A 12,226-nucleotide genomic window follows, 5' to 3' on the forward strand; every position below is an offset into this window, starting at 1 on the left:
GGGGGAATGCGAGAAGGTCGGTAAAATGCGATTTTACCCGAAGCCGGCCCGTTGGCCGGAATTCCCAGCACCGAATCGTCAGGGATTGCATCTTGGTCGACACGTCCCCGTTTTCATCGCCCCGCGAGCCGCGCCGGAAACCGCGCGCCGCCGTGCGTGCGGCCGCGTGTTCAGGCACCGGAGCAGCCCCCCGCGCGTGCCCGGCGTACGGCGCGCGTTTCATCAACCGACCTGCATTGTGACTGTTGTGTCCCGTCAACTGACGCTCGATCTCGGCACGCCGCCGCCCGCCACGTTCGACAACTTCATCATGAATGAGGAGAACGACGAGCTCATCTCGCGGCTCCAGAAGCTCGACCTCGCGCTCGCGGCGGGGCCCGTGCCGGACCGGTCGTTCTACATCTGGGGCGAGCCCGGCAGCGGCCGCACCCACCTGCTGCAGGCGCTCGTGAGCGACGCGTCGTACGGCTACGCGCGCTACCTGACGCCGCAAAGCCCGCTCGGCGCGTTCACGTTCGACCCGCGCATCGGCATCTACGCGATCGACGACTGCGACAAGATGAGCGACACGCAGCAGGTCGCGCTGTTCAACCTGTTCAACGAGGTCCGCGCGCACCCGTCGAGCGCGTTCGTCGCGGCGGGCCCAGCGGCGCCGCTCGCGCTCGACGTGCGCGAGGATCTGCGCACGCGCCTCGGCTGGGGGCTCGTGTTCCACCTGTCGCCGCCGTCCGACGCCGGCAAGATCGCCGTGCTGAAGCTCGCGGCGAAGGAGCGCGGGATCGCGCTCACCGACGACATCGCCGCTTACCTGCTCACCCATTTCCGCCGCGACATGCCGAGCCTGATGGCGCTGCTCGACGCGCTCGACCGCTTCTCGCTCGAGCAGAAACGCGCCGTCACGCTGCCGCTGCTGCGCCGGATGCTGGCCCGCCCCGGCGACGACATCGCACCACCGGGCACAGGCCCGAACCGCTTCGAGTAAAATGCGTTTCCATGACTAATCTGGCACTCTTTGACCTCGATCACACGCTGATCCCGACCGATAGCGACCACGAATGGGGCCGCTTCATGGTGAAGCTCGGCATCGTCGACGCGGAAAGCTTCTCGCGTCAGAACGATCAGTTCTTCGCCGACTACAAGGCCGGCAAGCTCGACATCCATGCGTACCTGTGCGCGATGCTCACGCCGCTCGCGAAGTATTCGCGCGCGCAGCTGGCCGAATGGCACGAGCAGTACATGCACGAGGTGATCCGCCCCGCGATGACGCCCGCCGCGCTCGAACTCGTGCGCAAGCACCTCGATGCCGGCGACCTGTGCTGCGTCGTGACCGCGACCAACGAGTTCATCACGCGTCCGATCGCGACCGCGTTCGGCGTCGACACGCTGATCGCGTGCGAGGTCGAAACGACCGACGGCCATCCCGACTCGCCGTACACGGGCCGGCCGACCGGCACGCCGAGCTATCGCGAAGGCAAGATCGTGCGCACCGAAGCGTGGCTCACGTCGCTCGGCAAGCACTGGGACGACTTCGAACACAGCTACTTCTACAGCGACTCGCACAACGACATCCCGTTGCTCGAGAAAGTCACCGACCCGATCGCGACCAACCCCGACGACACGCTGCGTGCGCATGCAAGCGACCGCGGCTGGCGCATCCTCGATCTCTTCTGAACGTCGTGATCAAAAAATTCATTCGCAAGCTGCTCGGCCAGGACGGCGCCGAACACACGTCGCCCGTCGAGGCGCCCGCCGTCGAAACGGCCCCTGCCCCGCGCCCCGCGAAGGGGAGCCGCGGCGGCGGCGCCAGGAAGGCGCGCAGCAACCACGAGCCGACCGTCGTGCCGGCCAGCGTGCACCAGATCGATCCGTCGCTGATCTCGCGGAACGCCGTGCGCGTGACCGACACGCTGCAGCAGGCGGGCTTTCGCGCGTTCATCGTCGGCGGCGCCGTACGCGACCTGCTGCTCGGCATCGCGCCGAAGGACTTCGACGTCGCGACCGACGCGACGCCGACCGAGGTGCAGCGCCTGTTCCGCCGCGCGCGGCTGATCGGCCGCCGCTTCCAGATCGTCCACGTGCAGTTCGGCCAGGAACTGATCGAGGTGTCGACCTTCCGCGCGCTGGTCGACGCGCCGCCCGAAGCCGCCGCGGCCGAGCCGCCGAAGCGCCTGAAGCGCGACGAGCTCGACCGCCGCACGCACGCGGTGGACGCGAGCGGCCGCGTGCTGCGCGACAACGTGTGGGGCGAACAGCACGAAGACGCCGCGCGCCGCGACTTCACGATCAACGCGATGTACTACGACCCGTCGACGCAGACGGTGCTCGACTACCACGACGGGATGGCCGACATGCGCGCCCGCCTGTTGCGGATGATCGGCGACCCGGCCACGCGCTTCCGCGAGGATCCGGTGCGGATGCTGCGCGTCGTGCGCTTCGCGGCGAAGCTCGGCTTCGAGATCGAGCCGCACACGCGCGAGCCGATCAACGCGCTCGCCGACCTGATCAACAACGTGCCGGCCGCGCGCCTGTTCGACGAAATGCTGAAGCTGCTGCTGTCGGGCCATGCGCTCGCGTGCCTGCAGCAGCTGCGCAAGGAAGGCCTGCACCACGGGCTGCTGCCGCTGCTCGACGTCGTGCTCGAGCAGCCGCAGGGCGAGAAGTTCATCACGCTTGCGCTGAACAACACCGACGCGCGCGTGCGCGCCGGCAAGCCGGTGTCGCCGGGCTTCCTGTTCGCGACGCTGCTGTGGCACGACATGCGCCAGCGCTTCGAGCAATACACGGCGGAGGGCGAAATCCCGGTGCCGGCGCTCCATCGCGCGATGGACGACGTGCTCGACATGCAGACCGAGAAGCTCGCGATCCACAAGCGCTACTCGGCCGACATGCGCGAGATCTGGGGCCTGCAACTGCGCCTCGAAAAACGCTCGGGCCGCAGCGCGATGCGGCTGCTGGAACACCAAAGGTTTAGAGCGGGGTATGATTTCCTCCTGTTACGCTGCGAATCCGGCGAGCTCGATGCGGAAGTCGGACAGTGGTGGACGGATTTCATCGAAGGCGACGCGGCCGCCCGTGAGGCACTCCTCACGCAGGGCGGCTCGAAGGAAAAATCGCCCCGCAAGCGGCGCCGCCGCGGCGGTGCGCGAAACCGCAAGCCGGGCGAAGGCGCCGCCGAGCAGGCGCCGGACACCGCGGGCGGTTCCGACGACTGACGCGCTCGCCGGCGAACGACGTAGGAAGTGATGCCATGACGGTTGCATATATCGGACTGGGGGCGAATCTCGGCGATGCGCGCCAGACCCTGAAGGACGCGGTGGTGTGCCTCGCGCAGCAGCGCACCATCTCGATCCTCGGCAAATCGAGCCTGTATCGCACGGCGCCCTTCGAAGCGGGCGGCGACGATTACTACAACTGCGTCGTCAAGCTCGACACGACGCTGTCGGCCCGGGAGCTGCTCGCGCTCTGCCAGAAGATCGAACATCACTTCGGGCGCGAGCGCCCGTATCGCAACGCGCCGCGTACGCTCGACCTCGACATCCTGCTGTTCGGCTCCGATTCGATCGACGAACCCGACCTGATCGTCCCGCATCCGCGCCTCACCGATCGCGCATTCGCGCTCGTGCCGCTCGTCGAAATCGAACCGGCGCTCGACATCCCCGCGCGCGGCCGCGCCGATGCGTTCCTCGCCGCCGTCGCCGATCAGCGCGTCGAGAAGGTGCAGACCTGCCAATGCCTGATGCAGAAGGCCCTTGCCGCCGGCGCTGACGCCGACAAGAACCCCTGCCGATGAACACCACTCCGCTGACCGTCACCGCGCCCGACCTGCGCGCCCCGCATCGCTACCTCGTGATCGAAGGCCCGATCGGCGTCGGCAAGACGACGCTCGCGCGCCTCTTCGCCGAGCGCTGGTCGATGCAGGCGCTGCTCGAACGCCCGCAGGACAACCCGTTCCTCGAACGCTTCTATCGCGACACCGCGCGCTATGCGCTGCCCGCGCAGCTGTCGTTCGCGCTGCAGCGCGCGCAGCAGGCGCGCGAACTGATCGGCGCGCTCGATACGGGCCGGCCCGTCGTCGCCGATTTCATGCCGCAGAAGAACGACATCTTCGCGCGGCTGAACCTGCCGGAAGACGAATGGCAGCTGTACCGGTCGATCGCGACGCACCTCGACGTGCCGCAGGCACCCGCGCCCGATCTCGTCGTCTACCTGCAGGCGAGCCCCGAGGTGCTGTTCTCGCGCATCCAGAAGCGCGGGCTGCCGATGGAGCTGCAGATCAGCGACGCGTACCTGCGCTCGCTCGTCGATGCATACAACGAATTCTTCTATCACTACGACCGCACGCCGGTGCTAACGGTCGCAGCCGAACACCTGAACCCGCTGGATTCCCCCGAAGACCTCGCGCTGCTGATCGAGCGCATCGACACGATGCGCGGCCGCAAGGAATTCTTCGTCAAGGGCGAGACGACGCGCTGACGCGTCCTCGCCTGTCGTTCCTCCCCATCGAACCGGATTTCCCATGACCTATCTCCAGGAATCGAGCCGGCCTGCCGTCACGGTGCCCAAGCTGCAGGCAATGCGCGAAGCCGACGAGAAGATCGCGATGCTCACCTGCTACGACGCGAGCTTTTCCGCGCTGCTCGATCGCGCCGGCACCGACGTGCTGCTGATCGGCGATTCGCTCGGCAACGTGCTGCAGGGCCACACGACCACGCTCCCGGTGTCGCTCGACGACATCGCGTACCACACCGCATGCGTCGCGCGCGTGCAGCCGCGCGCGCTCGTCGTCGCCGATCTGCCGTTCGGCACGTACGGCACGCCGGCCGAGGCGTTCGCGAACGCGGTCACGCTGATGCGCGCCGGCGCGCAGATGGTGAAGCTCGAAGGCGGCGAATGGCTCGCCGACACGATCCGCTTCCTCGTCGAACGCTCGGTGCCGGTGTGCGCGCACCTCGGCCTCACGCCGCAGTCGGTGCATGCGTTCGGCGGCTTCAAGGTGCAGGGCCGCACGGAAGCCGGCGCCGCGCAGCTGCTGCGCGATGCGCGGGCGATCGAAGATGCGGGCGCGCAGCTCGTGGTGCTCGAGGCGGTGCCGACGCTCGTCGCGTCCGAAGTCACGCACATGCTGAAGATCCCGACGATCGGCATCGGCGCAGGGCTCGATTGCTCGGGTCAGGTGCTGGTGCTGCACGACATGCTCGGCATCTTCCCCGGCAAGCGGCCGCGTTTCGTGAAGGATTTCATGCAGGGCCAGCCGAACATCCAGGCGGCCGTCGAGGCGTATGTGAGCGCGGTGAAGGACCGCACGTTCCCGGGCCCGGAACACTCGTTCTGACGCGGGACGGGCGTGCCGTGGCGCGCGGTCGGCGCTTGCTGCGGCACACTCGCTGACGTGGCCGCGATGCGGTGCGCCGTTTCTCGTAGTGCATGACGAACAGCGCGTACTTTCTAACTCGTCCTATTCCTGCACACCTTCGTCGCTGCGACCATCAAGCCTTCGTCGATCGAAGGAGTGGAAAGGATGGCGCACGTGTATGAAAAGGCGGCTGACCTCGTCGGGCAAAAGCTGGCAGGCGACGGAGAATGCGTCGCGCTGGTCAAAATTTTTACTTCCGCCGGCCCCACCGCCATCTGGCGCCCAGAAAAAAGATAGGCGGCGACGGGAGTATCCGCGCCGGTACCGTCATTGCGACTTTCGAGAACGATCGCTACCCAAGCCGATCGCATGGCAATCATGCGGCGTTCTATCTGGGCCAGGATGTGCGCGGTATCCACGTCGTTGAACAATGGCGCTCACTCAAGGCAATTCAGAGAAGATGCATTCCGTTCAAAGGCAAGGACAAAAATGGCCGTTACATCGATCCGAGCAATAACGCCGATGCATTTTCGGTCGTGAAATAATGACGCTCATCCGCCAAACACCGTATCGGCTGCTCGCCATCGCCGCGCTCGCATGCAGTTCACTTGTCGCATTACCCGCGTCCGCTGCGACCGAAGACTGCCCCGCACGCGTTGCCGTTACCCAGCAACTCGACGGTCAACCACCCGATGGCTGGAAAAGCTTCGACACGCAAAGCACCTACCCGCTTGCCAGCGTCACCTTCTGGTCAGGGCCGCCGGACCGGATGATGTCCTTGCTGCCGAACCGCTCGCGCTCCGAACCTAAAAGCGACGTCTATACCTGGTCGCTCGCTGAAAACCGTGAGGATTACTGGGTCTCATGCGACTACGGGAATACGAGCGTCGTGATCGCACGACCGCTCGGCAGACAGGCGCAGACTTGCGTCGCGCGTTACAGGCGTGGGCACGCCATCGTACAAAGCTGGCAATGCACGCCGCGGAAGTAATCCGCGTTCAGGCCGGTGCGCTGCCTTGAATCAGCCGCGCCGCGACCGACCCGCGCAATGCATTGCAGATCATCAACTCGTCTGCGTTCAGCACATCGTCGAGCGTCAGCACACGCTCTTTTGCGCCTAGCGCCGGATCGTCGAGCAGCACACCGCGCATCACGCCGGGCAACACGCCGCACGACAACGGCGGCGTCAACCACACGCCATCACGCTTCACGAACACATTCGACCGCCCGCCTTCCGTCACCTCGCCGCGCTCGTTCACGAACAGCATGTCGAAGCCGCCGAGCGCTTCCGCCGCCTGCCACGCGCGATCGTACTCGGCGCGGCGCGTCGTCTTGTGCAGCAGCAGCGCGTCGTCCGTGCGGGTTGGCGCAAAGCCGTGCGCGGACGCGAGCATCACGCCGACCGGCCCCGCGGGCAGCAGCTTCAATACCGCGGCCGTGATGTCGACCGTGCCGTCCTTCGCGAGCGCGAGCTTCATCCGGTACGGGCCGTCGCCGTCGAGCGCCGCGCAGCGCACGTCGATCTCGCGGCGCAACGCGTCGGCGTCGAGGCGGAAGCCGAACGCATCCGCGCTGCGCTGCAGCCGCGCGAGATGGCGCTCGAGATGCCGGATGCCGTCCGCACGTGTCGCGGCCGTGGTTTCGAACAAATGGAAGCCAGGATCGGCATCGGTCAGGAATCGCGCTTTCAATTCGCACTCCGCATATTCGTCGGCGGCGACGCTGTCGAGCACGATGCCCGCGCCGACACCCATCCTGCCGCGCCGCCGGCCGCTAGCGGCCGTTGCCGCGTCGCGCGCGTCGATCGTTGCGGCCGCATCGACGGCGATCGCATCGAGCGTCAGCGTCCGGATCGCGACCGACAGGCAGAAATCGCCGCAGCCGGCCACGCCGTCGGGCACCGCAGCGCCTGCCGAAGGGCCTTCCTTCGGTGCATCGAGCCAGCCGATCGCGCCCGTATAGAGCCCGCGCGGCGTCGACTCGATTGCGTCGATCAGTTCCATCGTCTTGTGCTTCGGCGCACCGGTGATCGATCCGCACGGAAACAGCGCACGCAGCATCTGCGCGAACGTGGTGCCGTCGCGCCAGCCGGCCTCGACCGTCGACGTCATCTGCCACACCGACGCGTACGGCTCGACCGAGAACAGCGCCGGCACCTTGACCGTGCCCGTGCGCGCGATCCGCGACACGTCGTTGCGCAGCAGGTCGACGATCATCACGTTTTCCGCGCGGTTCTTCGGATCGTTCGCGAGGAACGCGGCAGCCGCCGCATCGTCGCGCGGATCGGCCGAGCGCGGCGCGGTGCCCTTCATCGGCCGCGCGCACAGCACGTCGCCGTGCTTCTCGACGAACAGCTCCGGCGAGCACGACACGACCCACGCGCCGTCGGGCAGCGCGATCAGCGCGCCGTAACGCACGGGCTGACGCGCGCGCAGCCGCCGGTACAGCGCGAGCGGCGTGCCGAACATGTCGAAATTCAGCCGGTACGTGTAGTTGATCTGATACGAATCGCCCGCCCGCAGCGCGTCGTGCACCGCGGCGATCGCCGCGTCGAACGCGTCGCGCGACACACTCTTCGCGACGTGCGCGACGCCCGCGATCGACGGCGGGCCGCCGCCGTCCTGCTGCGCGAGCCATGCATCGACTTCATCGCGCGACAGGCGCTCGCAGCGCGCATACAGCAAAAAGCGCAGCGGGGCATGGCCCGGCTGCGCTCTGTCCAGATTGCGTCCGAATTCGTAGTCGCCGACGACGATCGCATGCAGCCCGTCGCGCAGATCCTGCGCCACCGCCGCATCGACTTCGTCGAGCCGTGCCGGATCCGTGCACACGCGTTCGCGCACGAAACCGGAATACAAACGACTCGACCGCGCGGACGCGGTCGAGTCGCAATCGTCCAAGAGCGCGAACGACGCGCTCTCGTTGCCTTCAGTCATGCCGTTACTCGAAGAAGCTCTTCACCCGGTCGAACCAGCTCTTGCTCTGCGGGCTGTGACGCGCACCGCCCTCGGCCAGCGACTTCTCGAACTGCTTGAGCAGATCGCGCTGCTGGTCGGTCAGCTTCACGGGCGTCTCGACCTGCACGTGTACGTACAGATCTCCCGCGATGCTCGAACGCAGACCCTTGATCCCCTTGCCGCGCAGGCGGAACGTCTTGCCCGACTGCGTGCCTTCCGGCACCGGGAACGACGCACGGCCGGCCAGCGTCGGCACCTCGATCTCGCCGCCCAGTGCGGCGGTCGTGAACGGAATCGGCATCTGGCAGTGGAGATCGTCGCCGTCGCGCTCGAACACCGAGTGCGGCTTGATGTGGATCTCGACGTACAGGTCGCCCGGCGGCCCGCCGTTGATGCCCGGCTCGCCGTTGCCGGCCGAGCGGATCCGCATCCCGTCGTCGATGCCGGCCGGGATCTTCACTTCGAGCGTCTTGGTTTCCTTCACCTTGCCCGAGCCGTGGCAGTGCACGCACGGTTCCGGGATGTAGGTGCCGGTGCCGTGGCACTTCGGGCAGGTCTGCTGGATGCTGAAGAAGCCCTGCGACATGCGCACCGTGCCCTGGCCGTGACAGGTCGGGCAGGTTTCCGGCTTCGTGCCGGGCTTCGCGCCCGACCCGTGACAGACTTCGCACGATACCCAGCTCGGCACGCGGATCTGCGTGTCGTAGCCGTGCGCGGCCTGCTCGAGCGTGATTTCCATGCTGTAGCGCAGGTCGGCGCCGCGATACACCTGCGGACCGCCGCGGCCGCCGCGCGCGGCACCGCCCGCGGCCTGGCCGAAGATGTCGCCGAAGATGTCGCCGAACGCATCCGCGAAGCCGCCGAAACCCTGTGCGCCCGCACCGCCCATGTTCGGATCGACGCCCGCGTGGCCGTACTGGTCGTACGCCGCGCGCTTCTGGTCGTCCGACAGCATTTCATAGGCTTCCTTCGCCTCCTTGAAATGCTCTTCCGCATCCTTGTTGTCCGGATTGCGGTCAGGGTGATACTTCATCGCAAGCTTGCGATACGCCTTCTTGATTTCGTCGTCGCTCGCGTTCTTCGCGACGCCCAGAACCTCGTAGTAATCCCGTTTCGCCATATCGATTCACTGTGCCGTCGCGCGTCACGCACGCGGCGGCTCCTTTCGCCCGCAGTAAAGTCTCTCGACTCGTCTGGCGCTGCGCCGTCCGCGGACGGCTCGCGCAGCACCCGCCAAAAAACAAATGTGCCCGGAGGGCCGCGAAGCCCGCCAGGCGTGGAGTCGATCCGGCCATCCGGAAGGAAAGACAGACCGCTTTCAGTCGTTGGTCAACCGCGCCGCGCGCGTTTTCACGCGCGGCGTACGGTGCCATTGCAACCCGGCTTAGTCCTTCTTCACTTCCTTGAACTCGGCGTCGACGACGTCATCGGCAGCCTGCTGCGCACCGCCCGCCTGGGCCGCGCCTTCCGCTGCACCCGCCGCGCCGGCTTGCTGCGCCTGCATGTCGGCGTACATCTTTTCGCCGAGCTTCTGCGAAGCCTGACCGAGTTCCTCGACCTTCGCGTCGATCGCCGCCTTGTCGGCCGACGTATCCTTCAGCACGTCCTCGAGCGACTTCAGCGCCGCTTCGATCTTTTCCTTCTCGCCCGCGTCCAGCTTGTCGCCGTACTCGGTGAGCGCCTTCTTCGTGCTGTGGACCAGCGCGTCGCCCTGGTTGCGCGAATCAGCCAGCTCGCGCAGCTTGTGGTCTTCCGCTGCGTTCGCCTCCGCGTCCTTGATCATCTGGTCGATTTCAGCGTCGGACAGGCCCGAGTTCGCCTTGATCGTGATCTTGTTTTCCTTGCCGGTCGCCTTGTCCTTCGCGCCGACGTGCAGGATGCCGTTCGCGTCGATGTCGAAGGTCACTTCGATCTGCGGCACGCCGCGCGGCGACGGCGGGATGCCTTCGAGGTTGAACTCGCCGAGCAGCTTGTTGCCTGCCGCCATCTCGCGTTCGCCCTGGAACACCTTGATCGTCACGGCCGACTGGTTGTCGTCCGCCGTCGAATACACCTGAGCGTGCTTCGTCGGGATCGTCGTGTTCTTGTTGATCATCTTCGTCATCACGCCGCCGAGCGTCTCGATACCGAGCGACAGCGGGGTCACGTCGAGCAGCAGCACGTCCTTGCGGTCGCCCGACAGGACCTGGCCCTGGATCGCCGCGCCGACTGCGACGGCTTCGTCCGGGTTCACGTCACGGCGCGGATCCTTGCCGAAGAACTCCTTCACCTTCTCCTGCACCTTCGGCATGCGGGTCTGGCCGCCGACCAGGATCACGTCGTCGATGTCCGACACCTTGACGCCGGCGTCCTTGATCGCGATGCGGCACGGTTCGATCGTGCGCTCGACCAGATCCTCGACCAGCGCTTCCAGCTTCGCGCGGGTGATCTTCAGGTTCAAGTGCTTCGGACCCGATGCGTCGGCCGTGATGTACGGCAGGTTGATTTCGGTCTGCTGGCTCGACGACAGCTCGATCTTCGCCTTTTCAGCGGCTTCCTTCAGGCGCTGCAGCGCGAGCACGTCCTTCGACAGGTCGACGCCCTGCTCCTTCTTGAACTCGCCGATGATGTAATCGATGATGCGCTGGTCGAAGTCCTCGCCGCCGAGGAACGTGTCGCCGTTGGTCGACAGCACTTCGAACTGCATTTCGCCGTCGACGTCCGCGATCTCGATGATCGACACGTCGAACGTACCGCCGCCGAGGTCATACACGGCGATCTTGCGGTCGCCCTTCTCGGCCTTGTCGAGGCCGAACGCGAGCGCGGCTGCCGTCGGCTCGTTGATGATCCGCTTGACTTCGAGGCCCGCGATGCGGCCGGCATCCTTGGTTGCCTGGCGCTGGCTGTCGTTGAAGTACGCCGGCACCGTGATCACGGCTTCCGTGACCGGCTCGCCGAGGTAGTCTTCGGCCGTCTTCTTCATCTTGCGCAGCACTTCGGCCGAAACCTGCGGCGGCGCGAGCTTCTCGCCGTGCGCTTCGACCCATGCGTCGCCGTTGTCGGCCTTGATGATCGCGTACGGCATCAGGCCGATGTCCTTCTGGACTTCCTTCTCTTCGAAGCGGCGGCCGATCAGGCGCTTCACGGCGAACAGCGTGTTCTTCGGGTTGGTCACGGACTGACGCTTGGCCGGCGCGCCGACGAGCACTTCGTTGTCGTCCATGTAGGCGATGATCGACGGCGTCGTGCGCGTGCCTTCCGAGTTCTCGATGACCTTGACCTGGTTGCCTTCCATGATGGCGACGCACGAGTTCGTGGTGCCGAGGTCAATACCGATGATCTTTCCCATTTTCACTAATCTCCAGAAATGCTTGTTTGCTGCGCGAAACCCCGCGTTTTTGGGCAGTTTCGCGCGCCAGAATTCAACTCTGTTCCCGAAATGCGTCCGGCCGATCCGTTTTCAAGACCCGCCAAGCGATGCGGATATTAAATTTTTTCAATCGCCGCCGGTAGCCGGATCGTACGAACCGGCGTCGCGGCCCGACTGCGCGCCGGCCGCCGCGGCGATCTTCGCGCGCGCCGCCGACACCGCCGCCTGGAACTGCGCGAGGCCATGCCAGCCGGTCGCGCGGCCGAGCCGCTTGCCGCGGTGGAAGAAGAACCACGTCGGCACGCCGTGCAGGCCGAAGCGGCGCCCCAGCTCATGATGTTCGTACACGTTGCAATGGAACCACTTCAGATCCAGCGCGCGGATCGCGTCCGGCTGGGCGAGCATCGCCTTCTTGGCGATCTCGCAGTTGAAGCAGTCGACGCCCCAGAAGAACACCACGGCGAGCGCATCACCGGCGCCGGCGATCGCGGCGTCGAACGTGTCGGCCGCCAGCGCCTGCATGTCGAACGCGTCGAACGCGGCCGGATCGACGCCGGCGGGAACCAT

The 12,226-nt window shown here is 66.4% G+C and carries 12 protein-coding genes; 8 read left to right on the plus strand and 4 right to left on the minus strand.

Annotation, left to right across the window (positions count from 1 at the left end):
* Positions 1-247 precede the first annotated feature (247 nt).
* The 8 genes from hda (at position 248) to DIE02_RS20970 (ending at position 6,344) form a co-directional block, all read left to right on the plus strand.
* Positions 248-982 (plus strand): DnaA regulatory inactivator Hda, encoded by a 735-nt coding sequence (gene hda, locus DIE02_RS20935; protein ID WP_044844057.1) that lies wholly within the window; start codon positions 248-250, stop codon positions 980-982.
* Positions 983-993: 11 nt separating this feature from the next.
* Positions 994-1,671: an HAD family phosphatase gene (locus tag DIE02_RS20940; protein WP_124529726.1), complete on the plus strand. Its 678-nt coding sequence runs from the start codon at positions 994-996 to the stop codon at positions 1,669-1,671.
* Positions 1,672-1,676: 5 nt separating this feature from the next.
* The gene (gene pcnB, locus DIE02_RS20945) at positions 1,677-3,212 is read left to right on the plus strand and encodes a polynucleotide adenylyltransferase PcnB (protein ID WP_124487954.1); all 1,536 of its coding nucleotides are present in this window, start codon (positions 1,677-1,679) and stop codon (positions 3,210-3,212) included.
* Positions 3,213-3,247: 35 nt separating this feature from the next.
* The gene (gene folK / locus DIE02_RS20950; RefSeq protein WP_044844054.1) at positions 3,248-3,790 is read left to right on the plus strand and encodes a 2-amino-4-hydroxy-6-hydroxymethyldihydropteridine diphosphokinase; all 543 of its coding nucleotides are present in this window, start codon (positions 3,248-3,250) and stop codon (positions 3,788-3,790) included.
* Entirely contained in the window at positions 3,787-4,473 is a 687-nt protein-coding gene (locus DIE02_RS20955; RefSeq protein ID WP_124487955.1) for a deoxynucleoside kinase, read from the plus strand. Before folK ends, DIE02_RS20955 begins: the two co-directional genes overlap by 4 nt.
* 43 nt (positions 4,474-4,516) lie before the next feature.
* Entirely contained in the window at positions 4,517-5,332 is an 816-nt protein-coding gene (panB, locus tag DIE02_RS20960) for a 3-methyl-2-oxobutanoate hydroxymethyltransferase (RefSeq protein ID WP_044844052.1), read from the plus strand.
* 248 nt (positions 5,333-5,580) lie between these two features.
* Entirely contained in the window at positions 5,581-5,898 is a 318-nt protein-coding gene (locus DIE02_RS20965; RefSeq protein ID WP_260426185.1) for a BPSL0067 family protein, read from the plus strand.
* Positions 5,898-6,344, plus strand: a complete 447-nt coding sequence (locus DIE02_RS20970; RefSeq protein WP_124487956.1) for an STY0301 family protein — start codon at positions 5,898-5,900, stop codon at positions 6,342-6,344. Before DIE02_RS20965 ends, DIE02_RS20970 begins: the two co-directional genes overlap by 1 nt.
* A gap of 7 nt (positions 6,345-6,351) precedes the next feature.
* Here the strand turns inward: DIE02_RS20970 and DIE02_RS20975 are convergent, their stop codons facing one another.
* The 4 genes from DIE02_RS20975 to DIE02_RS20990 all read right to left on the minus strand — a co-directional run bounded on the left by DIE02_RS20975 (position 6,352) and on the right by DIE02_RS20990 (position 12,226).
* Complete coding sequence (locus DIE02_RS20975) at positions 6,352-8,289, minus strand: chorismate-binding protein (protein ID WP_124529728.1); 1,938 nt, start codon at positions 8,287-8,289, stop codon at positions 6,352-6,354.
* A gap of 4 nt (positions 8,290-8,293) precedes the next feature.
* Positions 8,294-9,430, minus strand: coding sequence for a molecular chaperone DnaJ (dnaJ, locus tag DIE02_RS20980; protein WP_044844050.1), 1,137 nt, complete (start codon positions 9,428-9,430; stop codon positions 8,294-8,296).
* 264 nt (positions 9,431-9,694) lie between these two features.
* On the minus strand, positions 9,695-11,638 hold the full coding sequence (gene dnaK / locus DIE02_RS20985; protein WP_044844049.1) for a molecular chaperone DnaK: 1,944 nt from the start codon (positions 11,636-11,638) through the stop codon (positions 9,695-9,697).
* A 147-nt stretch (positions 11,639-11,785) separates the two neighbouring features.
* The gene (locus DIE02_RS20990) at positions 11,786-12,226 is read right to left on the minus strand and encodes a thioredoxin family protein (protein WP_124529730.1); all 441 of its coding nucleotides are present in this window, start codon (positions 12,224-12,226) and stop codon (positions 11,786-11,788) included.

The sequence above is a fragment of the Burkholderia sp. Bp8991 genome, from assembly GCF_003853795.1.
GTDB lineage: Bacteria > Pseudomonadota > Gammaproteobacteria > Burkholderiales > Burkholderiaceae > Burkholderia.